This is a genomic window from Corynebacterium mastitidis DSM 44356 (genome assembly GCF_000375365.1).
Classification (GTDB): Bacteria; Actinomycetota; Actinomycetes; order Mycobacteriales; family Mycobacteriaceae; genus Corynebacterium; species Corynebacterium mastitidis.
This window is the reverse complement of sequence record NZ_AQXB01000003.1, coordinates 53,554-78,991: the sequence shown is the minus strand read 5'-3', so window position 1 is coordinate 78,991 and position 25,438 is coordinate 53,554. Positions and strand designations below refer to the sequence as shown.

The 25,438-nt window shown below is 71.6% G+C and carries 23 protein-coding genes; 7 read left to right on the top strand and 16 right to left on the bottom strand.

Annotation, left to right across the window (positions count from 1 at the left end; genetic code table 11):
• Nucleotides 1-44: 44 nt before the first annotated feature.
• From B140_RS0104405 to B140_RS0104395, 3 genes are read left to right on the top strand one after another with little or no spacing between them, the layout of a single operon-like run.
• Nucleotides 45-983, top strand: a complete 939-nt coding sequence (locus B140_RS0104405; RefSeq protein WP_018118143.1) for a ParA family protein — start codon at nucleotides 45-47, stop codon at nucleotides 981-983.
• A 1-nt stretch (nucleotide 984) separates the two neighbouring features.
• On the top strand, nucleotides 985-2,064 hold the full coding sequence (locus B140_RS0104400) for a ParB/RepB/Spo0J family partition protein (protein ID WP_018118142.1): 1,080 nt from the start codon (nucleotides 985-987) through the stop codon (nucleotides 2,062-2,064).
• Nucleotides 2,065-2,083: 19 nt separating this feature from the next.
• Nucleotides 2,084-2,758 (top strand): hypothetical protein, encoded by a 675-nt coding sequence (locus B140_RS0104395; RefSeq protein WP_018118141.1) that lies wholly within the window; start codon nucleotides 2,084-2,086, stop codon nucleotides 2,756-2,758.
• A 40-nt stretch (nucleotides 2,759-2,798) separates the two neighbouring features.
• On the opposite strand, the gene B140_RS0104390 is transcribed toward B140_RS0104395, so the two are convergent.
• The 7 genes from B140_RS0104390 to B140_RS0104360 all read right to left on the bottom strand — a co-directional run bounded on the left by B140_RS0104390 (nucleotide 2,799) and on the right by B140_RS0104360 (nucleotide 13,446).
• Nucleotides 2,799-3,992, bottom strand: a complete 1,194-nt coding sequence (locus tag B140_RS0104390) for an N-acetylmuramoyl-L-alanine amidase (RefSeq protein ID WP_026165991.1) — start codon at nucleotides 3,990-3,992, stop codon at nucleotides 2,799-2,801.
• Between the two features lie 47 nt (nucleotides 3,993-4,039).
• On the bottom strand, nucleotides 4,040-4,363 hold the full coding sequence (gene trxA / locus B140_RS0104385) for a thioredoxin (RefSeq protein WP_018118139.1): 324 nt from the start codon (nucleotides 4,361-4,363) through the stop codon (nucleotides 4,040-4,042).
• A gap of 37 nt (nucleotides 4,364-4,400) precedes the next feature.
• Entirely contained in the window at nucleotides 4,401-5,342 is a 942-nt protein-coding gene (gene trxB / locus B140_RS0104380; RefSeq protein WP_018118138.1) for a thioredoxin-disulfide reductase, read from the bottom strand.
• A 101-nt stretch (nucleotides 5,343-5,443) separates the two neighbouring features.
• Nucleotides 5,444-6,016, bottom strand: coding sequence for a sigma-70 family RNA polymerase sigma factor (locus tag B140_RS0104375; protein WP_018118137.1), 573 nt, complete (start codon nucleotides 6,014-6,016; stop codon nucleotides 5,444-5,446).
• Nucleotides 6,017-6,107: 91 nt separating this feature from the next.
• Nucleotides 6,108-9,776, bottom strand: a complete 3,669-nt coding sequence (murJ, locus tag B140_RS11960; protein WP_083912230.1) for a murein biosynthesis integral membrane protein MurJ — start codon at nucleotides 9,774-9,776, stop codon at nucleotides 6,108-6,110.
• A 74-nt stretch (nucleotides 9,777-9,850) separates the two neighbouring features.
• Nucleotides 9,851-12,484: a hypothetical protein gene (locus tag B140_RS14305; RefSeq protein ID WP_018118135.1), complete on the bottom strand. Its 2,634-nt coding sequence runs from the start codon at nucleotides 12,482-12,484 to the stop codon at nucleotides 9,851-9,853.
• Nucleotides 12,481-13,446: an NUDIX hydrolase gene (locus B140_RS0104360; protein ID WP_026165990.1), complete on the bottom strand. Its 966-nt coding sequence runs from the start codon at nucleotides 13,444-13,446 to the stop codon at nucleotides 12,481-12,483. The genes B140_RS14305 and B140_RS0104360 overlap by 4 nt, the downstream gene beginning before the upstream one ends.
• Before the next feature lie 83 nt (nucleotides 13,447-13,529).
• Between B140_RS0104360 and B140_RS0104355 the strand changes: the two genes are divergently transcribed.
• Genes B140_RS0104355 through B140_RS0104340 form a run of 4 tightly spaced genes read left to right on the top strand, consistent with a single transcriptional unit; the run spans nucleotide 13,530 to nucleotide 16,676 of the window.
• Nucleotides 13,530-15,008 (top strand): CCA tRNA nucleotidyltransferase, encoded by a 1,479-nt coding sequence (locus tag B140_RS0104355; protein ID WP_026165989.1) that lies wholly within the window; start codon nucleotides 13,530-13,532, stop codon nucleotides 15,006-15,008.
• Nucleotides 14,987-15,640, top strand: a complete 654-nt coding sequence (locus B140_RS0104350; RefSeq protein WP_051069241.1) for a YqgE/AlgH family protein — start codon at nucleotides 14,987-14,989, stop codon at nucleotides 15,638-15,640. Before B140_RS0104355 ends, B140_RS0104350 begins: the two co-directional genes overlap by 22 nt.
• Nucleotides 15,640-16,335, top strand: coding sequence for an AzlC family ABC transporter permease (locus tag B140_RS0104345; RefSeq protein ID WP_026165988.1), 696 nt, complete (start codon nucleotides 15,640-15,642; stop codon nucleotides 16,333-16,335). The genes B140_RS0104350 and B140_RS0104345 overlap by 1 nt, the downstream gene beginning before the upstream one ends.
• A complete protein-coding gene (locus B140_RS0104340; RefSeq protein ID WP_018118130.1) occupies nucleotides 16,332-16,676 on the top strand; it encodes an AzlD domain-containing protein in 345 nt (114 codons plus the stop codon). The genes B140_RS0104345 and B140_RS0104340 overlap by 4 nt, the downstream gene beginning before the upstream one ends.
• A gap of 9 nt (nucleotides 16,677-16,685) precedes the next feature.
• Here the strand turns inward: B140_RS0104340 and B140_RS0104335 are convergent, their stop codons facing one another.
• From B140_RS0104335 to B140_RS0104295, 9 genes are all read right to left on the bottom strand, one after another.
• On the bottom strand, nucleotides 16,686-17,003 hold the full coding sequence (locus B140_RS0104335) for a hypothetical protein (protein WP_018118129.1): 318 nt from the start codon (nucleotides 17,001-17,003) through the stop codon (nucleotides 16,686-16,688).
• Between the two features lie 31 nt (nucleotides 17,004-17,034).
• Nucleotides 17,035-17,994 (bottom strand): bile acid:sodium symporter family protein, encoded by a 960-nt coding sequence (locus B140_RS0104330; protein ID WP_018118128.1) that lies wholly within the window; start codon nucleotides 17,992-17,994, stop codon nucleotides 17,035-17,037.
• 10 nt (nucleotides 17,995-18,004) lie between these two features.
• Nucleotides 18,005-18,388 carry a Rieske (2Fe-2S) protein gene (locus B140_RS0104325; RefSeq protein WP_018118127.1) on the bottom strand — a complete coding sequence of 128 codons (384 nt, stop codon included), beginning with the start codon at nucleotides 18,386-18,388 and terminating at the stop codon, nucleotides 18,005-18,007.
• A 62-nt stretch (nucleotides 18,389-18,450) separates the two neighbouring features.
• On the bottom strand, nucleotides 18,451-19,308 hold the full coding sequence (gene trpA, locus B140_RS0104320; RefSeq protein ID WP_018118126.1) for a tryptophan synthase subunit alpha: 858 nt from the start codon (nucleotides 19,306-19,308) through the stop codon (nucleotides 18,451-18,453).
• Entirely contained in the window at nucleotides 19,308-20,555 is a 1,248-nt protein-coding gene (trpB, locus tag B140_RS0104315) for a tryptophan synthase subunit beta (RefSeq protein WP_018118125.1), read from the bottom strand. Before trpB ends, trpA begins: the two co-directional genes overlap by 1 nt.
• 4 nt (nucleotides 20,556-20,559) lie before the next feature.
• Nucleotides 20,560-22,083, bottom strand: coding sequence for a bifunctional indole-3-glycerol-phosphate synthase TrpC/phosphoribosylanthranilate isomerase TrpF (gene trpCF / locus B140_RS11950; protein ID WP_018118124.1), 1,524 nt, complete (start codon nucleotides 22,081-22,083; stop codon nucleotides 20,560-20,562).
• Nucleotides 22,073-23,101, bottom strand: coding sequence for an anthranilate phosphoribosyltransferase (trpD, locus tag B140_RS0104305; protein WP_018118123.1), 1,029 nt, complete (start codon nucleotides 23,099-23,101; stop codon nucleotides 22,073-22,075). The genes trpCF and trpD overlap by 11 nt, the downstream gene beginning before the upstream one ends.
• Entirely contained in the window at nucleotides 23,098-23,748 is a 651-nt protein-coding gene (locus tag B140_RS0104300; RefSeq protein ID WP_018118122.1) for an anthranilate synthase component II, read from the bottom strand. The genes trpD and B140_RS0104300 overlap by 4 nt, the downstream gene beginning before the upstream one ends.
• Nucleotides 23,745-25,316, bottom strand: a complete 1,572-nt coding sequence (locus tag B140_RS0104295) for an anthranilate synthase component 1 (RefSeq protein WP_018118121.1) — start codon at nucleotides 25,314-25,316, stop codon at nucleotides 23,745-23,747. Before B140_RS0104295 ends, B140_RS0104300 begins: the two co-directional genes overlap by 4 nt.
• Nucleotides 25,317-25,438: the final 122 nt, after the last annotated feature.

The following is a 25,438-nucleotide window of genomic DNA, read 5'->3' as shown; positions in this document are numbered from 1 at the left end:
GACGTTTGATAGGAAACAAGCAGAGGAAGGGGCGTGTGGAAGCGATGGCGGAGAGGGAACCGCAGTACCGCACCGGGGCCTCGGACATTCCGTTGCGGGCGCCGTTGCCCAAGCCGGAGAGGCCGAGGCTCGTCACCATTGCCAATCAGAAGGGCGGGGTGGGCAAGACCACGTCCTCCGTCAACCTCGCGGCCGGATTGGCGGCCTGCGGGATGAAGGTCCTGGTGATCGACCTCGATCCCCAGGGCAACGCCTCCACCGCGATGGGCGTGGAGCACCGGGCGGGCACGGTATCGAGCTACGAGGTGCTCATCGGAGAGGCCACCCCGGAGGAGGCCATGCAGCCCTCCCCGCACAGCGAGAACCTCTTCTGTATTCCCGCCACGATTGACCTCGCGGGCGCGGAGATCGAGCTGGTCTCCATGGTGCGCCGGGAGTATCGGCTGTACGACGCCCTCAAGGGGCAGTTCCTGGACCGCTGGGGCTTCGACTTCGTGTTTATCGACTGCCCCCCGTCCCTGGGCCTGCTCACCATCAACGCGATGACCTTCGTGGAGGAGGTGCTCATCCCCATTCAGTGCGAGTATTACGCGCTGGAGGGCGTGGGCCAGCTCCTCAACAACATCTCCATGATCCGCCAGCACCTGAACCCCCAGCTTCATATCTCCGCGATCCTGCTCACCATGTACGACGCGCGCACCAAGCTCGCGGAGCAGGTGGCCAGCGAGGTCAAGGAGCACTTCGGGGACGTCACGCTGCGCACGGTGATCCCGAGGTCCGTGAAGGTCTCGGAGGCCCCCGGCTACGGGATGCCGGTGCTGGCCTACGATCCCTCCTCCCGGGGGGCCATGGCCTACGTGGCGGCCTCGGAGGAGTTCGCCACGCGCGGGGACTACTCCCCGGCGGAGGGAACGGGCCCCATCGGGGTCAGCCCGGAGACGGCTCAGCGCTTGGCTGAGGGAGCACAGGAAGAAAGGGAGTAGGTTGTCCGCACACGAAACCCGCAAGGGTGGTCTAGGCCGTGGGCTGGGTGCCCTGATCCCCCAGGGCCCCTCCAAGCCCCGGCTCTCCGACTCCGCCGCCGACGCCATCATCGGCGGCGGGCGCGCGGGGCGGAGCGCGCCGCAGGGGCAGGCAGAGCGATCCCGGGGCGACGTTTCACGTGAAACGCGCGCGCCGAGGGGCGTTCCGCCGCTGATCGCCCAGGCGGGAAGGCGGGAGGCCCCGGAGGCGTCCGACCCCCGGGCGACCAATGAGTTTGGCGCCTCCTACCGGGAGATCCCCGTGGGAGAGATCATCCCCAACGAGAAGCAGCCGCGCCAGGTCTTTGACGAGGAGGCCCTGGAGGAGCTGGTCCACTCCGTCAAGGAGTTCGGCCTGCTGCAACCCATCGTGGTGCGCCGCGCCGCGGACGATAGCGGTTACGAGATCATCATGGGCGAGCGCCGCTGGCGCGCCGCCAGCAAGGCGGGCCTGGGGGTCATCCCGGCCATCGTGCGGGAGACCGACGACGGCGAGATGCTGCGGGATGCCCTCCTGGAGAACATCCACCGCGTGCAGCTCAACCCCCTGGAGGAGGGTGCGGCGTACAAGCAGCTCCTCGACGAGTTCGGGGTGACGCAGGAGGAACTGGCCCGGCGCCTGGGCCGCAGCCGCCCCACGATCACCAACACCATCCGCCTGCTCTCGCTGCCCGTGACGGTGCAGTCCAAGGTGGCCGCCGGGGTGCTCTCCGCGGGCCACGCCCGCGCGCTGATGGGGCTCAAGACGGGCGAGGACGGCCAGCGGCACCTGGCGGACCGCATCGTGGCCGAGGGGCTCTCCGTGCGCGCCACGGAGGAGGCCGTGACGCTGATGAACAACGGCCACGCCCCGGAGCCCAAGCCCAAGCGCCAGCCGCTCCCCCAGCCCGAGCACTTCACGCGTACGGCGGAGCGCCTGGGCGACCGCTGGGACACCAAGGTGACCGTCACCATGGGCAAGCGCAAGGGCAAGATGGTGGTGGAGTTTGGCGACCAGGAGGACTTCGAGCGCATCCTCGCCCTGATCGAGGGCCGGGGATAGCGAGGCCTCGGGGGAAGCCATGAGGACCGCGCCGCTGCGCATCACGCAGGAATCCTTCGATCGCCTCGTGCCGAGCGCGGCCAGCGGCGTGTTCTGGGAGCTGGACCCCGAGAGCGCCGAGAGGGTGCGGCGGCGGGGGGAGGAACGCTTTGAGAAGGAGGCCTGGCTCTCCTCCGTGCTGCTCGACGCCCCCGGCTGCGGCTTCTACCTCTGGGAGGACCGGCCCCTGGCCACCCTCTTCTACTGCTCCCCCGCCCAGGCCCCGGGGGCACGGCAGCTCCCCACGGCCCCGGCGAGCGCAGACGCCACCCTCATCACCTCCCTGTACACCGCCCCCGGCTGGGAGGGCATGGGCATGGAGGCCGTGCTCATCGACGCCGCCATCATGGACGTGATGCGGCAGGGGGACGCGCTCGCCGTGGAGGCCTTCGGGTGGAGGGACGAGGGCGATGGGCGACTCCCCGGCGATCGCGAGCCCCGGGACGGGGAGGCAGAACGCATCGTGGCCCGGGCCCCGGAGATCGGCCTCCTGAGCGCCTCCGCCCTGGAGGCGGCCGGGTTTAGCACGGTGCGGGAGCACCCGCTGCTGCCCCGCCTCCGCCTGGAGCTGCCGCCGCAGCGGGAGCTCCTCGTCGAGTGGGAAGCCCAGCCCCTTCGCCACCCCCTCGACGAGCTGGCACGGGTGCACGCATAAAAAAGCGCGGCCCCGGTGGGGCCGCGCGGTGTGAGGCGCCCTACCAGGCGCGCCGCTCGGCGGCGAGCAGCTCGTCGAAGCGGTAGGTGCCGGTGGGGCGGTTATCGTCCTCCAGCAGGTAGAGGCGCTTGACGGCCACGAGAACGGCCTCCGCGATGGCGTCGCGGCTGGCCGGGTTGGTCATCACCGCCACGTCCTCCGGGTTGCTGAGGTAGCCCGCCACCACCTCCACCGTGGGGGCCTTGGTGAAGCGCAGGATCTCCCAGGTGCGCGCGTGGTTGCCGCAGTTTTGCAGCGCCGTGCGGGCCACGATCTCGCGCTGGATGAAGCCGGAGAGGGTCTCCCCGGTCAGGGAGCTGGACCCTATCTCCGAGCCGAAGTAAAAAGTGGCCACGCCCGAGGCTCTCTCGTTGGGGTAGCGATCGCACTGCAGGGAGATCACCATGTCCGCGCCGAAGGCGTTGGCCATGTCCGCCCGATCCTTGGCGGAGGGGTTGTCCATGCGGGGGCGGGAGAGGATGGTCTCCATCCCCATCGCCTTCATCCTGTCCTCGATGCGGGCGGCGAGGTCCCAGAGGATCTCCTCCTCGGTGATCTCCCCGTAGCGGCCCCGCACCACCTGCCCGGTGTCCTTGCCGCCCAGGGCGGGGTCGATCACCACGCGCTTGCCGGCCAGGTGCGGCCCCGCCTGGCGCATGTCCTCGCGTTCGCGGATCGCCTGGGCGGAGCCGCCGCGGATGCGGCGACCCAGCAGGCTGAGCGCGCGGATGGTGTCGGGGCCGCACACGCCGTCGGGGTCGAGGCCGCCGTTGAGCTGGTAGCTGCGCAGGGCGTAGCTGGTGTCCGGCCCGAAGTGCCCGTCCAGGCGGCTGGAATAAAAGCCCAGCTCCTGGAGGTGCTCCTGGAGCTGCACCACGTCGTCGCCCACCAGCGGGTTGTCCTCCTGGTACATCAGGGGTCGCGCGCCCAGGGTGTAGGAGGCCCCGCGCATCTCGCGCAGCGTGATCTCGTCGATGGCCCCCGTGGGGATGATGCCGCGCGACTGCTGGAAGGCCTTGATGGCCTCGGCGAGGGGGGCGTCATAATACGTGTCATCGCCGCTGAACTGCTGGGAATCACCCGTGGTGGGGCGCACGTCTCCCGAGTAGCTTTGAAGCAGCCCAAGCCGCGCGAGGGTAACACGAGCCTCTGCGACGCGCGGGCTGCGGTCACCGACCCGGAGTACGTCCGCCACGTGAGTCCTTCCTAAAAATAATGATTACAACTCAACCAGGGTAGCAGCTAGAGCACGGAATCGAGCTTCGCCACAATATCGGCCTTGGGGCGGGCACCCACGATCTGATCCACCTTCTTGCCGTCCTTGAACAGCAGCATGGAGGGGATGGACATGATCTGGAACATGGCGCCCAGGCCGCGCTCCGCGTCCACGTCCACCTTGACGATCTTGACGCGGTCCCCGTACTCCTGCGCGATCTCCTCCAGAACGGGGGTGAGCTTGGTGCAGGGGCCGCACCACTGGGCCCAGAAGTCCACGAGGACCGGCACCTCGGACTCGATCACGGTGGACCGGAAGGAGTCCTGGGTAACGTTGTTAAGGGTAGACATAAGATTCTCCTCCTTGGGAAAACTACGCTCCCCTAGTTTAAACGAGGGCCTCGGCGAGGTAGTTCTGGGCATCCAGGGCGGCCCGGCAGCCCGAGCCGGCCGCCGTGATCGCCTGCTGATAGTGGTCGTCCACCAGGTCCCCGGCGGCAAAGACCCCCGGGATGGAGGTGGCCGTGGAGGGCTCCCGGGTGGCCACGTAGCCGCCCGCCTTGAGCTCCACCTGCCCCTCCAGGAACCCCGAGCGCGGGTCGTGCCCGATGGCCACGAACATGGCGGTCACGTCCAGCTCGGAGGACTCCCCGGTGAGCGTGTCGCGCAGCACCAGGCCGGAGACCTTGCCCTCGGACTCCCGGACGCGCTCCACCACCTTGTTGGTGAGGAACTCGATCTTCTCGTTGGAGCGCGCGCGCTCCACCATGATCGGGGAGGCGCGGAACTCCTCGCGGCGGTGCACCACCGTGACCTTCTCCGCGAACTTGGTGAGGAAGGTGGCCTCCTCCATCGCGGAGTCCCCGCCGCCGATCACGGCGATCTGGTGGCCCTTGAAAAAGAAGCCGTCGCAGGTGGCGCAGGTGGACACGCCCCGGCCCATGAGCTGCTGCTCGCCCTCCACGCCCAGCAGGCGGGGGGCCGCGCCGGTGGCCAGGATGACGGTGCGCGCGGCGTACTCCTCCTCCCCCACGACGATGCGCTTGACCTCGCCCTGAAGCTCCACCCGATCCACCAGCTCCATCCGCAGGTCGGCGCCGAAGCGCTCGGCCTGCGCGCGCATCTGCTCCATCAGCTCCGGGCCCATGATGCCCTGCTGAAAGCCGGGGTAGTTCTCCACCTCCGTGGTCTGCATGAGGGAGCCGCCGTACTCGTAGCCCTCGAAGACGATGGGCTTGAGCTCCGCGCGGGCGGCGTACAGCGCCGCCGTGTAGCCGGCGGGGCCGGAGCCGATGATGGCTACGTCGTGGATGGTGCCTGTGCTCGCCATAGTTTCTGTGCCTTCCTTGCGGAGCCGCTTTGTGGTGCCTTCTGCCGTGCCCAAGTGTATCGGGGCACCCGCTATGGCGGTCAACGAGGAGCGGGGGCGATTCATTCCTCGGCGGGGCCGAGCGCCTCCCGCAGCGCCACCTTGGCCCGCGCCCGGCGGGACTTCACGGTCCCCGGCGACACCCCCTCCAGCGCGGCCACGTGGGCCACGCTGTAGCCCGCGGCGTCGATAAGCACCAGGGCGGCGGCCTGATCGGGGCGCACCCGGGCCAGGGCCGCCTGCAGGGCCAGCCGGGTGTCCACGCCGCCCACGGGATCGTAGGCCAGGCGGGTATCGGCGTCCCGGGGGACGCGGTCGTCGTCCAGGGTGGCGACCTCGCGCAGGTGACGGTGATGGGCGAAGTCATACCCGGAGTTGGCCACCAGGCGGTGCAGCCAGGTGCTCAGCTTGGCCTCCCTGCGGAAGGTGTGCAGGTTCTGGGAGGCGCGCAGCAGGGCCTCCTGGAGGATGTCGTGGGCGTCGTGCTCGTTGCGGCCGTAGCGGCGGGCCACCCACAGCAGCCGCGCCCCGTGGCGGGCCACGATCTCCGCGAAGGCCGCCGCCTCCCCCGCCAGGTAGGCCATCACGAGCTGGCTATCGGATAGGTGCTGGTGCGAGCAATGCGCGTGCGGCATGGAATCCCCCGTCGTGTCGGTGCGGGCCCTCCCCCGAGGAACCCGCACCCATTACATCGCGCCGCGCCACCGCCCCGCGCGATGTTCGCGCCTACTGCATTGGGAGGGTGCCCCCGTCGCCCGGGGCCTCGGAGGGCTTCGCGGCCCTGGCCCCCAGCACGGACATGGAGGACACGCTCACCGCGTGCGACTCCGGGGCCACGGCGTCGAACCACACCACCAGGGCCTGCGTGGGCTCCGGCGTGGGGGCCAGGTCGATGACGTTGCGCTCGGCGCCCAGGGTGGTCTCCGCCACCAGCGGCACGGTGCCGAGGTCCAGCTCCTCCCCCGCCGCCGAGGAATCCCGCCCGGCGGGCACCGCGTAGATCACCGCGTGGCTCCCCGGCGCGGGGGTGAGCAGCTCGAGCTGGCTCGCCTGCACCGGATTCTGCAGGGTCACGATCAGCCCCACCCCCGGCTTGTCCCTAAAGCCCTCCGGGTACTCGTCCGAGGCCCACGAGGTCGTCGGGTTGCCGTCCACGGCGTAATGGGCGTCCTGGGGGCGATCGGCGTGCTCCGGGTCCGCCAGCCCGCTGGGCTGCCACACGTTGATCCCGCTGAGCGGCTGGACCTGGGGCGCGGGCGCGGCCTCGCTGTTGTGCGCCGAGCCCGGGTTCACGGGGGAGGAATCGCTTTGCTTGCCCACCACCGCGGCGATGTAGGTGGCGGCCACCGCGACGCCGATCACGGCGGCGAACACCGCCAGCCCCAGCCCGGCGGTGCCCCGGCGGGTCATGGACTTGGCGCCGAAGCCGGGCCGCTCCTCCACCTGCGGGGTGGCCTCGGCCACCACGCCCAGGGACTGCGCGCGGCGGCGCGCCTGCTCGCTGGGCGAGGCGGCGGCCGTCGTGCCGCCCTCGTCGGAGGAGGCGGCCTCGCCGGGGGCAGCCTCGGTCTCCCCCGCCTCCCCGGCGTCGGCCAGGCCCGCGCGGCGCAGCCCCTCCCCGAGCGCGCGCAGCGACTCGGGGCTCAGCGCCTCCCTGGCCTCCGGGGTGGCGGCCTCGGCGGAGTCGTCCGCAGCCAGGGTGGCCACGTTCTCCACCCGCTGCTTCGCCTGCAGCACGTCCTCCGGGGCGTCCTCGTCCACGAGGAGGTTGAGCGCCCAGGCGAGGGCGTCGAGGTCCTGCGCGGTGGAGGCGGAGGAGAGCACCGCCGGGAAGGCGAGCACGGCGGTGCCGGAGGTGGTGATGCGGATGCGCCCCCAGTTGTCCAGGCCCAGGGGGGTGTGCACCGCGTCCGCCGCCGCGGCGGCGTTGGCCAGCGGGGCCAGGGCGTAGGCCGCGGCCCGGGGGTTGATCCGCTCCGAGCGGGAAAGCTCCTTGAGGGAGGTGCCCTCCACCCAGTCCGCCACCACCAGGCAGCCCGCCCGGTACGCGGAGACCTCGATGTTCGGGGCGATGGCCGGGTGCCCCAGGGCGGCCAGGGCGCGCGTGCGGCGCGTGACCTCCGAGGCCGCCCCGGCCGCGGCCGCCGGGCTGGCGGGGGCCATCGGCGCGGTGCCGCTGGTATCCACGAACACCAGCGCCACGAGCCTGCCCGTGGCCTGCTCCTTGGCCTGCCAGAAGCGCGCGCCGGTGACGGAGCCGTGATCCACCAGCAGGCGGAAGCGGCCGTCGGACACCGGGGCGCCCGGAACCAGGCGCGGCCCGCGCACCACGCCCGCGGACATGGGCGGCGGCACCGGCGAGGCGTTGAAGGTATCCGAGCCGATGAACTGCGTGGACAGCTCCTGCTGGGTGGGGGCCTCCACCTGGATCTGGCGCTCCGGGTCGGTGCGGATCAGGCGGTTCATGCCCGGGATGCGCTGCGCCACCGCCCCGAGGTTCTGCACCTCCGGCAGGCGGGAGAAGGACAGCACCACGCCGGTGACCACGAGGAACACCACCCCGATGACGCACAGGCGCACCAGCACCCACAGGGAGCCCAGGGTCTCCGGCGCCACCAGGCGGCCCAGCAGGATGCTGGCACCCCCGGCCACCGTCACGCCCACGATCGACGCCCCGAAGGCCCACAGGGAGGTGCGCAGCACGGCGGCGAAGCGCAGCGAACCCAGCTTGCGGCGCAGCAGCATCGCGCCGATGATCGCGCCCGCCACGAAGCCGAAGCCGTTGGCCGCGCCCAGGAGCACCACCACCCGATCCGGGGAGGAGGCCACCGTGGGGGCCAGGAAGGAAAGAACCACCTTGGTGACCGTGATGCCCGCGATGATGAAGGTGGGGGTCCACGCCTCCTCCCGGGCGTAGAACACGCGCAGGTGCAGCAGCACCAGGGCGTAGGGAATGAGCGTGAAGGCCGAGAAGCTCAGCGTGAGGCCCAGGATGGAGGCCGAGTCCGGGTCGAAGTGGCCGTAGTGGAACAGGCCGAAGGCGATGTCCTGGCCGAAGGCGGTGAAGAACACCACGATGGGCAGCAGGGCGATGAACGTGAGCTTGGTGGCCAGGGTGAGGTCATCCACCACGCCCCGGTCGTCGGCCTCGGCGGCCTTGCGGGAAAGGCGCGGCATGATGGCGGTGAGCAGGGTGACGCCGATGATGCCGTAGGGCACCTGCAGCAGCAGCCAGTGATTCTGGTAGATCAGCAGCGCGGAGCGCGAGAAGTCCGAGGCGATCTGGCTGGTCAGGCTGTAACCCAACTGCGAGATGGCCACGTACACCACGATCGCGGCGGCCATGCCGCCGAAGTCCTTGAGGCGGGCGTCGATCCCCCACAGGGGCCGCAGATCCACCCCGGCCCTTTTCAGCGCGGGCACCATGATGAGCAACTGCGTGACCACGCCCAGCGTGGTGCCCAGGCCCAGCAGCAGGACGTGGGGATCGAAGGGGCCGGAGGGGGCGGTATCCGAGAGCCGCCCCGGCAGGAACTGATACAGCAGCAGCACCGCGATGCTGATGATGTTATTGGCCACCGGGGCCCACGCGCCCGGACGGAACACCCCCTTGGTGTTCAGCACGGCCATGAACAGGGAGAACAGCCCGTAGAAGAAGATCTGCGGCAGCAGCCAGTAGGCAAAGGACACCGACTGGGTGATGTTCACCTCGCCGTTCTTGCGCACCAGCATCTGGGTGAGCAGCGGGGCCGCGATCACCGCGAGCACCGTAATCACCGTGAGCAGCGAGAAGGCGAGGGTAAACAGGCGCCTGATGAAGGCCGCTCCCCCGTCCGGGTCCTCCTTTTCCGCGCGCACCAGCACCGGGACCACCAGGGAGGTGAGCACCGCGCCGAGCACGATCTCCGTGATGAGGTTGGGCAGCGTGTTGGCCGCGCTGAACGCGGAGCCCACCGCCGTGCCCACCGTGGAGCCGATGAGCACGGTGCGCAGGAACCCCGTGATGCGCGAGATGAGGGTGGCCAGCGCCATCGAACCGGTGGAGCGCACCACGTCGCCGTCGGTGGTCTCCGAGGCCCGGGGCGCCTCCTCGGGTCGCTCGTTGCGCCCTGCTTGCTCTGCCTGTCCGGTCTGCCCTGCCTGCCCGGCTTGCTCGGCGCGCGGCGTGGTGGCCACGGCGGCGGTGCCGGGCGGCGCGTCCGGGGAGGGGGCCTGCCCGGGCGCGTGGCTGAGGTCGGAGCGATCGAGCGTAGCCTGCGGGGTGGGCCGGGGCCTGCTCTTGACCTCGGGCACCGGGGCAGGCGGTGTGGGGGCCACGATGCGGGAGCGCAAACCCCGTGAGGGTCCCCCGGCGTCGCGGCCCGATTGCCTGTGTTGCGGATCTGTGGCGTTCACGAGTGACCATTGTTGTGGCTGACACCCGTGAAAGGAAACTGACACGGCCCTGGGGAGCGGGATGTAATTAGTTCTTAATCTCCGCGCGCCCGCCCGCCCCGGCGGCGCCTGCCCAGGCGGAACAGCGTCCCCGCCACCAGCAGCCCGCCCAGGCCCGCGATGAGGGCCGAGGTCTTGACCAGCCCCGCCCTGGTGTTCACCGCGATGCGCACGGGGGACGAGATGGCGGAGCCGTCCGAGGAGGCCAGCCACAGGTCCATCTGGGCCTGATCGTCCGCCCCGGGAATGTCCGCCGTCATCTGCACGGTGATGGAGCCCCGGGCCGGGATGCGCAGGTTCCGGGGCACGGTGATCGTGGCCTCCTGCTCCGTGTGATACCGCATCGTGGCGTCCACGGGCAGCGGCAGGCCGTTCTTGGCCACGATGAGCAGCGGCGAGGAGTCCGAGGTGCGGGTGTACACGTTGCCGGGGGGCAGCAGGGTCACCGAGCCGCGCAGCTCCTGAAGCACCTCGCGGTTGCCCTCCAGGCGGCGCGAGGTGTCCGCCACGGCGTCGGAAAAGCCCGCCATGCCGCGGCGGCGGGTGGTGCTCAGCGCGGCCAGCAGGTCCTGACGCAGCGGCGCGGTGAAGGCGTACCGGGTCAGCGCGATGCCGGGGTCGTTGACCATGAGGCCCGTCAGGTCGTCCGTGTAGTTGGCCTGCTGCGTGGTGCGCAGCACCTCGGCGTCGCTGTACACGGCGGGGTCGAGGAAGGGGGCGCCCAGCCGAGGCGCGCCGTCCGGAGACCCCTGTTGCGCCGTCTGCGCGGCTTGTGCGGCCTGGGCCACGGCGCGCAGATCGCTCTCCTGCTCCTCGCTGGGGCTCAGGTAGGCGCTCAGGCTCATGGGGCGGGCCCGGCCCTCGCTCAGGGCGGACTCCAGCTCCTCCAGGAGCATGGTGCCCACGGCGGCGTCGAGCCCGGCGGGCGGGACCATGAGCATGGGCTCCCGCGCGTCGCGGGACTCCTCCGTGGCCAGCCGCACCGCCGCCGCGGCGGTGAGCCGCCGGGCCAGCGCGGAATCCAGGTTGGGGTCGAAGCGCCCCTCCGGGTTGGAGTAGCCCACCGTGGCGGGATCGCTCCCCGTGGCCGCCAGCGTGGCGGACAGGGACGCCGGGTAGGTGACCGCCCGGATGCCCGAGTGGATCTGGGCAAAGCGGCCCGCCTCCGGCGCGGACCATACCGTGTTGTCCGCCACCAGCACGGACACCGGGTGCTGCGGGGCGTGGGGCTGGTTTGCCGTGGGGCTATCCGGCAGGGAGGGGGAATCCAGGGTGGAGCCCGAGCCCTGCCGGGGTGGGCGCGATGTTGGGGACTCAGGGGCCGCCGAGGGCGCAGCCTCCCAGGCCTCCTCCGGGGTGCCGTCCTGCCCCGCCCAGCCCAGGGAGGCCGCCGTGGCCTCGGAGACGTAGCCGGAGTCGGGGATCACCACCCCACGCTGGGGGGCGGCCCCCACCACCCGGGCGATCACCTCCTGGCCGCGCTGCAGGGCCTCGCGCATGAGCCAGGGGTTGGCGGTGCGCTGCACGGCGTTGAGGTCCGCGTTGGCCCACGGCAGGGCCACCACGCAGTGCTGCTCGGCCACCCCGCGCAGCCGGTGCAGCCACGACTGCGCGGCCTGGGTGCCCGCGCCGGGGCTGCGCCGCTCCTCCTGCGAGCCGGCCCCCCAGCTATCGCGCAGACGGCGCGCAGGGCTGCCCTGGTGGTGGCGCTGGTAGTCCGGGGACACCACCGAGTAGCCCTCCTGCATGCGATCCACGATGCTGATGAGCGCGGGATCGAGGGCCAGGCAGGTGGAGCCCGCCACCTCGGAGGAGGCGATGGCGCGCTCGTAGGCCGTGAGCAGGGAATGCAGGCGCCCGCCGGAGGCCAGGGAGCTGGCCAGGGAATCGTCCTCGAGGAGCAGCGGCGCGGCCTCCGGGGCCTCGCCGGTCTCCCCCGGCGCCACGTGCGCGGGCTCGGAGAGCGGATAGAGCAGGGAGATCCCCTGGGGGTCGGGGGTTGCTGAGGCCTCCTCGGCCCCCGAGGCCTCAGCGTCCGACGCCGCGCGGCTCGCGTCGTTGGTGCCCCGGGCGGTCAGCGTGTCCACCACCAGGCGCTCGGAGCCGAAGTCCCGGGCCACGCCGTCGATCAGGCCGGAGGCGGCCACCATCGCGGGGTAGGCGGCGTCGGCCGCCAGGCCCAGGCCGTCCGCCCCCGTGGCGGCCCGCAGCTCGACGGTGCGCTCCTCCCCCGGCCGCAGGGAAGCTCCCACCGAGACCGGGGCGAGGGCCTGGGGGTACGAGCCGACATCGAGGGCCAGGGCCTGGCGGGCCTCGGCCACGGTGGAGACCTCCGCCCCGCGCCGCACCTGCAGCGCGGGCTGCGCCACCGCGTCCTCGGAGACGTTGCGCACCCGCACGCGCAGGCGCAGCTCCTCCCCGGGGCGCAGGTGGGCCCCGGGCCCGTCCTCGACGGAGAGCAGCTCCACCCGCACCGGGCTCTCCTCCTCCCCCGCGCGCACCAGCGGGTTGACCCAGGCGTCCCGGGAGGCCTCCGAGGTGGGCGAGAGCGGCAGCACGTCCGCCTGGGCGGCGGGCAGCGCGAGGTGGAGGGCGAGGGTTCCCGCGGTGGCGGCCAGGCTCAGCGGCCGCAGCAGCGCGCGGTCGCGGCGGCGCTCCGGGACGATCATCGCGGGGTGCGCCTCCCCTCCTGTTTTTCCGCGCGGGCGAGGCCGGGCAGGACGTCGTGCGCCACGCGGGCGAGCTTGCGCTCGTCGGCGTAGGCCAGGTGCTCGATGAGCTGATGCACGGGAATCCAGGCGACCTCGGTGACCTCCGGGTCCTCGTCGTTGAGGTAGCCGTCCACGTACCGCAGCAGGTGGTGGTGCACCGTCTTATGGATCCGCACGCCCTCGGAGACAAACCAGTAGTCGATCACGCCGAGCTCCTGGAACACCTCGCCGCTGATGCCGGTCTCCTCCCACACCTCGCGCTCCGCGGTGCTGCGGTGGTCCTCGCCGGGTTCCACGTGGCCCTTGGGCATGGACCACAGCAGGCGCCCCCGGCGATCCAGGCGGCCGATGAGGGCCACGTACAGGCGGGAGAGGTCCACGCTGCCGTCGGGCCGCACGGATTCGGCCAGGCCGGAGACCACGAGGCCGCCGGCGGACGTCTCGCGGCGCGTCTCGAAGTGCGAGGCCTCCGCGCTCCGGCGGGGGTTGCCGCGACGCCCGCCGCGCTGGCCGGAGCGGGCGGTGCGCCTGCCCCCCCGGTTGCCGCGACGCCCGCCGCGCCCGCCCTTGGCCCCTCCCTGGGCACCCTGGCGGCGGCGCCTGCGGCGCTGACCCGGCTGCTTGGCCTCGTTCTTCTCGGAGCCCTTGGCCTCATGGGACTTATTGGACGCCTTATTGGATTCAGCCTTGGCGCCCTGGGGGCTTGCGCCGGAGGCGGGGCGCTGCGACCCCGATCCGCCGGTGCTACCGGTGCTGCTGGCGCCGGATTCCTCTGAGGAACGCCGCGCGGCGTTGTGTTCCTGGCGGCCCCGCCCGCCCCGACCGCGCCCGCCGCGGCGGCGTCGCTTGCGGCGGTTGCCGGGAGTGCCGGTCCCGCCTGCCGCGCCCGCCCGGCTCGCGCGCTCGTCCTTTTCGCTCATCATCTAGATGGTATCCGTTCGGGGCGGTCGGCGGTATTCCGGAGCGAGGCCGGGCGACGGATAATAAGGAGGAAGGTAGAATCATGCGGGTGAAACTCCAGGAATCCCACGAACCTCACGAACCCTCGGAAGCGGAGATGCTGGCGCGGGCGCAGCGGTCGGTGCGGGAGCTCGGCCCGGTGCTCTCGGACCTGGTGCGGGCCTTTGCCGAGCGGGGAGAATCCCTCTACCTCGTGGGGGGCTCCGTACGCGACGCCCTCCTGGACCGCCTGGGGCACGACCTCGACTTCACCACCTCCGCCCGGCCCGCCGTGATCAAGGAGATCCTTGAGGGGTACGCCCCGGCGGTGTGGGACACCGGCATCGAGTTCGGCACGGTCTCCGCGGAGAAGGCGGGCCAGCAGATCGAGATCACCACGTTCCGCTCCGACTCCTACGACGGCGTCTCGCGCAACCCCGAGGTGTGCTTTGGCGACACCCTGGAGGGCGATCTGGTGCGGCGCGACTTCACCCTCAACGCTATGGCGGTGGAGCTGCTCCCCGGCGCGGGTGGGGTGGAGGGCCGCTTCCACGATCCGATGGACGGCTTCGCCGCCCTGCGCGCCGGCGAGCTGGACACCCCCGCCGCCCCGGAGCAGTCCTTTGCCGACGACCCCCTGCGCATGCTGCGCGCCGCGCGCTTCGTGGCGCAGCTCGGGGTGCGGGTGGCCGAGCGGGTGGAGGCAGCCATGCGTGAGATGGCCGGGGAGATCCGGCGCATCACCGCCGAGCGGGTGCGCACCGAGCTGGACAAGCTGATGGCCGGGGCCCGCCCCGAGGCGGGCTGGGACCTGCTGGTGCGCACCGGCATCGCGCAGATCGTCTTCCCGGAGGTCGCCGGGCTGCACCTCACCCCGGACGAGCACCTGCAGCACAAGGACGTGTACGCCCACTCGATGACGGTGCTGCGGCAGGCGATGGACCAGGAGGAGTCCGATGAGGGCCCGGACCTGGTGCTGCGCTGGGCGGCCCTGCTGCACGACGTGGGCAAGCCCGCCACCCGCGCCGCCAAGCCGGGCGGCGGGGTGACCTTCCACCACCACGAGGTGGTGGGCGCGAAGATGGTGCGCAAGCGCCTGCGCGCGCTGAAGTATTCCAAGCAGATGGTGGGAGACGTGAGCCAGCTCGTGTTCCTGCACATGCGCTTCCACGGCTTCAGCGAGGGCCAGTGGACGGACTCCGCCGTGCGCCGCTACGTCACCGACGCCGGTCCCCTCCTGCCCCGCCTGCACAAGCTGGTCCGTGCCGACTGCACCACGCGGAATAAAAAGAAGGCGGCCCGGCTGCGTGCCCACTACGATCACCTCCAGGAAAGAATCGAGGAGATCCAGGCCAAGGAGGACCTGGCGCGGGTGCGCCCGGACCTGGACGGCAACGAGATTATGGAGATCCTGGGCCTGCGGCCCGGGCCGGAGGTGGGGCGCGCCTGGGCCTACCTCAAGGAGCTGCGCCTGGAGCGCGGACCGATGGAGCGCCCGGAGGCCATTGCCGCGCTGCGGGAATGGTGGGCGCGTCAGAAGTAACGAGCGGTGGAAGGAGACGGCCCGTGGCCGAGGAGTACTACGCGGATCGATTGTTCAACGCCCTGGAGCGCAACGATCCCGCTCCGGGGATGCTGCTGGTGGCGGCCCCCGGCATGGAATCGGAGGGCTTTGCCCGCTCGGTGGTGCTGGTGATCGAGCACAACGACGCCCTGACCTTTGGCGTGAACCTGGCCTCGCGCAGCGACGTGGCGGTGCACAACGTCATGCCGGAGTGGGTGGAGCTGGTGGCCAAGCCCCAGGCGCTGTACATCGGCGGCCCGCTGCAGCAGCAGTCCGTGGTGGGCGTGGGCGTGCCCGCCCAGGGCGTGGAGGTGGAGGCGCACCCCTACCTCAACCGCCTGGCCAACCGCCTGGCGATGGTGGATCTGCGCGCGGAGCCGGAGGCGCTGCGCGGCGACCTGGAGGGCATGCGGCTCTTTGCGGGCTACGCGGAGTGGGGCCCGGGCCAGCTCCTGGAGGAGATCGAGCGCGGGGACTGGTACGTGGCCCCCGCCCTGCCCGCGGACGTGGTGGCGCCGGGGCGCTCCGATCTGTGGTCGGAGGTGATGCGCAGGCAGCCCATGCCCCTGCCGCTCTTTTCCACCTACCCGGTGGACGCGGGAGAGAACTAGTGCATGTTTCACGTGAAACATGGCGGGAGGTTCGGGCCGGGATCGCGGACACGTGGACGGTGGGCCTCGGCCTGATCCCCCTGGGCCTGGCCTTCGGCATGCTCATGGTGCAGTCCGGGTACGCCTGGTGGTGGACCCCGGTGTTCTCCGTGGTGATCTACGCCGGGTCCATGGAGTTCCTGGCGATCAGCCTCGTCTCGGCGGGCATCGGCCCCCTCTCCGCCGCCGTCACGGGGCTCATGGTGAACTTCCGCCACATCTTCTACGGCCTGACCTTCCCGCGTGAGGCCGTCCGGGGCCGCGCCGGCCGGGCCTATTCCACCTACGCGCTCACCGACGAGTCCTACGCCGTGGCCTCCTCCCACCCGCCCGGCTCCCTCGGCGGGGCGAGGGTGCTCACCATCCAGGCGCTGTGCCAGGCGCTCTGGGTGCTGCCCGGCGTCGTCGGGGCCCTCGTGGGGCAGGTCATTCCCCCGGATGTGACCGGCATGGAGTTTGCGCTGACCGCCCTGTTCATCGTGCTGGGGTGGGAGGCCTTCCGCAACAATCGGGATGTGTTTCTCCCGGCCGTGGCGGCGGCGCTCGCCGTGGCCAGCGCCGTGCTGGTGCCCGGGCAGATGCTCATGGTGGCCCTGGTGCTGTACTTCCTGATCCTGGTGCTGCGCTTTCGTCTGGGCTCGGGGGAAGGCTCGTGAGCGCAGGGCTGCCGGAGGGAATCGCGCTGGCCGACGTCGCGGCGGTGCTGGTCCCGGTGGCGCTGGTGACGGTGCTGCTGCGCCAGTTCCCCTATAGCGCGAAGAGGATGCTGCGCCGCAGCCACTTCATGGGCACCCTGGGCATGACCATGCCGGTGGGCGTGATGGTGGTGCTGGTGGTGTACACCATCGCGGGGCAGGCCCACGCCCCCGGTGGCGTGGGGGCGGCCCTGCTGGCCGGGGCGCTGACGCTGGGCCTCCACGTTTGGCGGCGGCAGGCGGGGCTGTCCATCCTGGCGGGCACCGCCGCCTACATGATCCTGGTCAACGCGGTGTTCTGAGGCCGGACCCTAGGTGTCGAGCCCCGGGAACGCCGCCACGGCCGTGGCCCAGAGGCGGCCGAACTCCTCCGCGTCGATCCGCTCGGCGGACACGTCGGGAAAGTCCCCGTAGGTATCGGGGTGCGGGACGATGGCCTGCGGCGGCGTGGCCATCCCGTAGTGGCGGTCCCCCGCCGCCGCCCCGGTGGGGCGCCCCTCGGGATCGACCTCGACGATGCGCGCCAGGCGGCACCGGCGGGCGTCCAGCGGGTGCAGCTCCGCCACGTGCACGGCCGTGCCGGCACCGGGCACGGTGAGGGTGGTGCGAAGGAAAAGCGAGGAGTTCATTGCCGCCATTGTAGCCGCCCCTCCCCCGGCCCTATGCCGAAGGATCCTGGCGCGCGTAGCGCGCCGCCAGCCAGGAGCACATCATGAGCTGAACCTGGTGGAAGATCATCAGCGGCAGGATCAGCAGGCCCAGCCCGCCCCCGCCGAACATCACGGAGGCCATGGGCAGGCCCGAGGCGAGGGACTTCTTGGTGCCGCAGAACTGCGCCGCAAGGGCGTCCCCCCGCCCGAAGCCCAGGCGCCGCGCGCCCGCCTTGGTCAGCCACAGCATGAGGGCCACGAGGGCCACGGAGAGGAGGATGAGAAACACCACCTCCGGGGCGGAGGTGGTGGCCCACACCCCCTCCACCACCCCGGCGGAGAAGGCCGAGTACACCACCATCGTGATGGAGCCGCGATCCACGATCTTGGTGGCCCTGTGCGCCGCGAGGCCCCCCACCCAGCGGCGCGCGACCTGCCCGAGGAGGAACGGGATGAGTAGCTGGAGCGCGATGTCGAGGAACACCGAGGCGTCGATGCGCAGGCCCGACTGGCTGTTCATCAGGGCGAACACCAGGAGCGGGGTGAGGAACACCCCGGCGAGGTTGCTCACCGAGGCCGCCACGATGGCCCCCGCCACGTTGCCCCGGGCGATGGAGGTAAAGGCCACCGAGGACTGCACGGTGGAGGGCACCAGGGTGAGATACAGGATACCCAGGTAGAGGTCCTGCGGCAGGAAGAGCGTGAGGGGCCGAAGCCCCAGGCCGATGAGCGGAAACACCACGAAGGTGCAGCCCAGGATGAGCAGGTGCAGGCGCCAGTTGTTCAGGCCGCGCAGCGCCTCCTGCGCGGACAGGCGGGCGCCGTACAGGAAGAACAGCACGGCGATGGCCACCGATGTGGCGGCGGACAAGGCCTCCGCGAAGGAGCCCTGGGCCGGGGCGAGGATGGCCACCACCACGGCCGCGAGGATGAGGAAGATGAGGGGGTCTTGGCGCTTGAGTAGGCTCATCCTGCGGATTTTAGAGGCTCGCGCGCACCTGCGCGCCGTTTTGCTCCGCGGATCCCTCGGTGAGGGGAGCCCGCGCGGGCCCCTCCACCACGGACCCGTCCTTGAGGGAGAACACGGAGTTGTGCGCGGGGCAGCGCACCGTGTCCCCCTCCACCTCGGTGATCTTGCTGCTCTGGTGCGGGCAGGTGGTGGAGTAGGCGCGGTACTGCCCCTCGGTGGGCTGCGCGACGATGAAGTCCCCCACGATCACGGCGCTGCCCACGGGCACGTCGGTGGCGGCGACCTCCTCGGTGGGGCTCGAGCCGCAGGCGGCGAGGAGCGCTCCGGCGAGGGTGGTGGCGCTGCCGGCGAGGAAGAGGCGGCGGCTGCAGGGGAGAAGCGGGGAATCGACCATGCACCCCAGTATGCGCCGTCCTTCCCCGCCGGGAAAGCAAGCGGAGCCTAAGAAAACTTACGTCACAGTGTTGCCCGCTTCATCTCGCGTACGTACTCCTCCAGCTCCGCCCGCAGCGCCGCCCGGTCCCCCACCCGGGACGCCGGCACCCCGTGCTCGGAGCGCGAGGGCCGGGACTCGTCCGGCACGCAGTGCCCCTCGACGATCTTCGTGATGGCCGAGCCCGTGATGGCCCCCGCCGCCCCGGCCTGCATGGCCGCCCGGACGTGCTCCGGGCGGGAGATGCCGAAGCCCAGCAGGATGGGGGCGCCGCCGAACCGCGCGACGTGCTCCACCGCCTCCTTCAGTCCCACGGTGCGCGACTGCTTCTCGGTGCCGGTGACGCCGTCGCGGGACACCGCGTAGATGTAGCCGCGCGAGTGGGCGGCCACGGATTCCAGCACCGCCTCCGCGGCCTGCGGCGGGGCGATGAACACGGGGTCGATGCCCGCGCGCTCGGCGGCTTTGATGAAGGGCCCGCCCTCGCGCACGGGTACGTCGGGGAGCAGGATCGCGTCGGCCCCGGCCTCCGCGAACTCCCGGTAGAAGGCGTCCAGCCCACGGGCGAAGGGCACGTTGCCGTACACCAGCATGCCCAGGGGCAGGCGGGGAAACTCCTCGCGGATGGCCCGGATCTGCGCCAGGGAGCCCTCCAGGCTCGCTCCCCCGGCCAGCGCGCGGACGTGGGCCGCCTGGATGGTGGGGCCGTCGGCCACCGGGTCGGAGAACGGCACGCCCAGTTCCAGGGCGTCCGCCCCGGCGGCGACGAGCGCCCGCACGATCTCCAGGGAATCCTCCGGGGAGGGATCGCCCAGCATGAGGAAGGGCACGAAGGCCCCCTCCTCGCGGAGGCGGGAGAAGAGGGTGTCAAAGCGGCTCATTAGTTGTCCTCCAATACGAGCTGGGGGTGGGCGTCGAGGGTGCGGCGGACGTGATCCACGTCCTTGTCTCCGCGCCCTGACAGGGAGACCAGGATGGTCAGGTCCCGGCCCTCCTCCTGCGCGGAGCGGGCGCGCTTCAGGGCGTAGGCGAAGGCGTGGGAGGACTCCAGGGCCGGGATGATGCCCTCGCGGCGGGCCAGGATCTGGAAGGCCTCCAGGGCCTCGGCGTCGGTGATGCCCACGTAGCGGGCCCTGCCGGTGGCGGAGAGGTGGGCGTGCTCGGGCCCCACGCCGGGATAGTCCAGCCCGGCCGAGATGGAATAGGACTCCTCCACCTGCCCCTCCGCGGTGCGCATGAGGTAGGAGCGCGCCCCGTGGAGGATGCCCACCTGCCCGTTGTTGATGGTGGCGCCGTGGCGGCCCGAGTCCATCCCCTCGCCCGCGGCCTCGGTGCCCACCAGCTCCACGGAGGGCTCGTCGAGGAACTCCGCGAACATGCCGATGGCGTTGGAGCCGCCGCCCACGCAGGCCACCACCACGTCCGGCAGGGAGCCGGTGCGCTCGAGTATCTGGGCCTTGGCCTCCTGGGAGATTACGCGGTGAAACTCCTTGACGATGGTGGGAAACGGGTGCGGTCCGGCGGCGGTGCCCAGCAGGTAGTGGGACTCGTGGAAGGTGGCCGTCCAGTCGCGCAGGGCCTCGTTCACGGCGTCCTTGAGCGTGCCGGAGCCGGTGTCCACGGGCACCACGGTGGCGCCGTGGAGCCGCATCCGGTACACGTTAGGCTGCTGACGCTCCACGTCCTTGGCGCCCATGTAGATCACGCACTCCATGCCCAGGAGTGCGCAGGCCAGGGCGGTGGCCGTGCCGTGCTGGCCCGCGCCGGTCTCCGCGATGATGCGCCGCTTGCCCATCTTCTTGGCCAGCAGGATCTGGCCGATCACCTGGTTGGTCTTGTGCGCGCCGCCGTGCACCAGGTCCTCGCGCTTGAGGAAGATCCGCACCCGGGCGGTGTCGGCGGATCCGCCGGATGTTTCACGTGGAACGTTGCGGCACTCGGTGAGCGGGGTGGGGCGCCCGAGGTAATCGCGGAGCAGCCCGCGATACTCCTCCATGAACGCCTCGTCCGCCAGGGCGTCCACGAAGGCCCTCTCGAGCTGGTCGAGCGCCGGGATGAGGGACTCCGGGACGAATTGCCCGCCGAACTCCCCGAAGTACGCCGGGAGGAGGGGGTGGGAAGAGGTCATGGGGTTATGTCCTTTCGTGGGAGGGAGCGGGATCGTGGGTGCTGTGCGGGCCGTGGTCCCCGTGATCGCCGTGCGCGCGGATGATGTCGAAGCAGCGGCGCAGGGCTGAGGCGTCCTTCTCCCCCGTCCAGGCCCCGGCCTCGGGCCCGTATTCCACGCCGGAGTTGAGGTCCACGCCGTCGCAGCCCACGCGGAGGGCGGCGGCGAGGTTGTCGGGCCCTATCCCCCCGGCCAGGAGGCTGCGGGAGCGGGCGGCCTCGGGGATCAGGGACCAGTCGAAGGCCTGCCCGGATCCGCCGGAGCCGGAGTCGAGCACGAGCCGGTCGAGCGGCCCCTCTTCGATCAGGCGGGAAAGCCCCCGGGCCAGGTCGGGTCCCCCGGCGGAGGTCATGGAGACGGAGCGCCAGAGGCGCACGCTCTCGAGCCCGTGGGCGTCGAGGTCCGCGCGGATCTCGCGGAGCAGCCGCTCCTCCTCGTCCACGCTTCCCAGGTTGGGGGCGTGCACCTGTGCGGCGGCCACGGGGAGGCCGTCGAGCAGCTCCCCCCAGCCGGAGGTCCGGCGGGACACGGCCACGTAGTCGAGTCCCGGCTCGGCGGCCGCGATGGAGAGCGTCGTTTCACGTGAAACGTTGCGCGGCGATCCCTCCTCGAAGATGAGACCGCCGTACGCGGCGCCCACGGCGCGGGCGGCCTGGGCGGCGGAGGGCCGGGTGAGCCCGCACACCTTGTTCTCCCCGAACACCAGGCGGCGGGCGGCCCGGTCGACGTCCGGCTGCCCGGTGAGCTGGGAGCCCACGAGGAAGGCGTGCGAGTGCTCCCCCAGCAGCGTCACGGCGCGGCGATCCCGGATGCCGGACTCGGAGACCACCACGACCTCCGGGGGAAGGAGCGCGGCCAGGCGCCCGGACCGGGAGAGGTCGATGGAGAGGTCGTGGAGGTTGCGGTGGTTGATGCCCACGATCCGTGCCCCCAGCCGCAGCGCGCGCGCCACCTCCTCCTCGTCGATGACCTCCGTGAGCACGTCCATGCCCAGGAGGCGCGCCTCGGCGGAGAGGTTCGTGTAGTCGACGTCGTCGAGGACGGAGAGCATGAGCAGGATCGCGTCCGCACCGAAGTACCGGGCGGCGTGGACCTGCGCGGGGTCCACGATGAAGTCCTTGCACAGAACCGGCAGGTGGGTGCTGGCGGCCACGGTGGCCAGGTGGTCGTAGTCCCCGCCAAAGCGCTCCGGCTCGCACAGCACCGAGATCCCGGAGGCGTAGCGCGAATACACCGCGGCGATCTCGCCCGGCTCGTAGCGCTCCCGGATCGTGCCCAGGGAGGGCGAGGAGGACTTGCACTCCATGATGAAGCGGTTGGTGCGCGCGGCGCCCCCCTCCTCTCCCCCGCCGAGGTGGTGGTAGAGGGAGCGCGTGGAGGGGGCGAGCCGCGCGGGATCCACGTGGGCGATGCGCGCGCGGATCTCCGGGAGGCGCGCGCGGCGGGCGGCCACGATCCCCTCCAGGACGGTGGGCATCTTAGCGGGCATAGTTGGCCTCCTCGTGGGTGCGCAGCCACCGGCTGACGGTCCCCTCGCTCATCGTGGTCAGGGCGCGCTCCACGCCCTCGCGGACGCTCGGGGCGTGACCGGAGACGTAGAACATGGCCCCGGCGGAGGCCGCGAGGGCGTCGCGGTGCGCGGCGGGCCCGGTGCCCTCGAAGGCCGCGTAGAGGTGGCGGGCGTTCTCCCGGGCGTCGCCGCCCACCAGGGCGTCGAGCGCGTGGGTGCCCAGGCCCATGTCCTGCGGGCGGAGCGTGTATTCCTCGATCTCGCCCGAGGGGGTGAGCTCCCACACTTGCGTGGGGCCCCACACGGCGATCTCGTCCGCCCCCGAGCCGTGCACCACCAGGGCCCGGGTGCGGCCCAGCTCCCGGAACACCTCGGCCAGCATGCGGCCCAGGCGGGGCTGGGCCACGCCCATGATCTGAAACTCCGGGCGGGCCGGGGAGAGCACCGGGCCGAGGGTGTTGAAGATGGTGGGTATCTTCAGGGCGCGGCGCACGGGTTGTACGTGCGCGATGGCCGGGTGGTAGGCGGGGGCGAAGAGGAAGGTAAAGCGCGAGGCCTCGAATTGCCGCACCGCCCGGTCGGGGTCGAGGTCAAGCGGGATGTTCATGGCCTCCAGGACGTCCGCGGAGCCGGAGGCGGAGGACACGGAGCGGTTCCCGCACTTGACCATCGGGACCCCGCCCGCGGCCGCGATGAGGGAGGCCCCGGTGGTGATGTTGATGGTGTTGAGGCCGTCTCCCCCGGTTCCGGCGGTATCGGTGATGCCCCTGCCGGTGATGGGAAAGGGCCGCCCGGCGGCGAGGAAGGCGCGGGCCGCGCCAAGGAGGTCCGCGCGCGTTTCTCCCCGCGTGCGGATGGCCGTGAGGAGCGCGGCGATGTGGACGTCGTCGTACTCCCCCACGGTGAGGGGCGTAAAGACCTCCTGCGCCTGCTCCGCGGTGGGGCGAGGCTCGTCCAGGTAGGCGATGAGGTTGCGCAGGGCTTCGGGGCTGGTCACGCTGCTTCCTTCCGGTGGGTGAGGAGGTGGGAGATGAGGCGGTCGAGCAGGATCGGGCCGCTGGGGCTGAGTACGGACTCCGGGTGGAACTGGAGGCCGATCGCGGGGCGGTCGGTGCACCGGGCGGCCATGATCACCTCGCCGATGCGGGAGTCCGACCACCCCAGGGCCTCCATCCCCTCCGGCGCGGCGGTGCAGCCGAGGGAGTGATAGCGCGCCACGGGCACGGCGCGCCCCTCCCGCTCGGGGTGGTCGGGCTCGGCGTCGATGGTCAGTCCGTGGAAGATGCCGGAGTCTGCGGCGGCCGACGTCAGCCGCATGACGTCCGTGGTGCCGTGCACCGGGCCGCAGGGCACCACGCTGCCGCCGAAGTGCTCCAGGAGGGCCTGGAACCCCAGGCAGATGCCGAGGGTGGGCACGCCGAGGTCGAGTGCGCGCGCCAGGGTCTCCATCATGGTGCCCGCCTCGCGCGGGTGCCCGGGCCCGGGCGAGAGGACCAGGAGGTCCGGGCGGGCGGCGAGGACCTCCGCCGTGGGCACCGAGTTGCGGAACACCGTGCAGCGGTGCCCCCCGGCGCGCAGGGCGTCCACGAGGTTGTAGACGAAGGAATCGTGGTTGTCCACGAGGACGATGTGCGCGGGATTCATCGGATCACCTCCACGGTCTTTCCGGCGGCGAGCGCCAGGGCGTGCAGAACGGCATAGGCCTTGTGCAGGGTCTCGTCGGCCTCGGCCTGCGGGTCCGAGTCCCGCACCACGCCGGCCCCGGCCTGCACCACGGCCACGCCGTCTTGGACAAAGGCGGAGCGGATCACGATGCAGGTGTCCATGTCCCCTCCCCCGCGCAGGTAGCCCACGGCGCCCCCGTAGGAGCCGCGCCGCTGTTTCTCCACGCCGCGCAGCAGCTCGGTGGCCCGCAGCTTGGGAGCGCCGGTGAGCGTGCCCATGTTCATGCAGGCGCGGTAGGCGTCCAGGGCGTCGAGCCCGGGCGCGAGGCGGGCGGTGACGCGGGAGATGAGGTGCATGACGCGGGAGTAGCGGTCCACCTGGAGCAGGTCGGCCACCCGCCGCGTCCCGGTCTGCGCCACGCGGGCGAGGTCGTTGCGGGCGAGGTCCACGAGCATGGTGTGTTCCGAGAGTTCCTTGGCGTCCGTGCGCATGGCCAGCTCGTTTCGTATGTCCAGCTCGTGATCGACGGAACCGTCCGGCCGCAGACCGCGTGGGCGGGTGCCCGCGATGGGATAGAGCTGAAGGGTGCGGTCGGCCGCCTCGTACTTGAGGTTGGACTCGGGCGACGCCCCGAACAGCTCGAAGGGGCGGCCGTCGCCCGAGACGCCCTGCACGTAGAACATGTAGGGGCTGGGGTTGGTGGCCCGGAGGTGGAGGTAGGCGGCGAAGGCGTCCGTGCAGGGGGCGGTGAAGGTCCTGGACGGCACCACCTGGTACACATCGCCGCGCTCGATGTGCCGCTTCATCTCCCCCACCTGGGCGCGGAAGTCCGCGTCCGTGGGCTCGGCCTGGACCTGCAGCGCGCCGTCCGGCTCCCCCGGCGGGGGGCGATGTTTCACGTGAAACGCTGCGATGGACTCGGCCAGCGATTCGACGCGCCGCCGCACCCCCTCCTCGTGTCCGGGGGCGGCGATCGCGCGGAGGGTGGCGGTGCGCTCGCGGTGGTTGATGTCCAGCAGCACCTCGGCCAGGTGGAACTGGTAGTCCGGGTAGGTGTTCAGGGAATCCCCCACGGCGGGCAGATCCTCGAAGGTGCCCAGGTAATCGAAGGCGAAGCCGCCCACGAGCAGAGGCAGGCCCTCCGGGTAGCCGGGGGGCTCGACGAGGCGGCGCAGCGGCTCCACCGTGCTCACGGCGGTGAGGCGCTCCCCCTCCTCCGCGGCGGCCGAGGGGGGAAAGAGGAAGGCGCCCTCCCCGGCCCCGTCGCGGTAGGCGGACAGCTCCTCGCCAAGGCGCTCGGCCAGGATCTCCCCGGAGGGGCTCAGCGGGGTGATCTCCACGCGCTCGCCCCGGCAGGTGAGGCGCAGGGAGGAATGAAGCACCGCAAGGGAGCTGATGCCGGAGCGGGTGGAGATGTCCGCGCTCTCCAGGAGCGCGGCGTCCTCCGAGCCGACCCCGCCGAGGGCGCGGAAGAGGGCGGAGGCGTCCTCGTGATACGTAACATTACGTTCTATAAGGGAGGGGGCACCCTGGTGGTTATTCGTCATGTGCTTTCATCCTTTCGGCGTTTTCCGTGGTTCTGTGGTGGCCCTGTGGTGAGGCGGACCCGGATACACCGAAGGCCCGCCGCTTCCCTGGGAAGCCCGCGAGCCTGATCGTGTATGAGGGT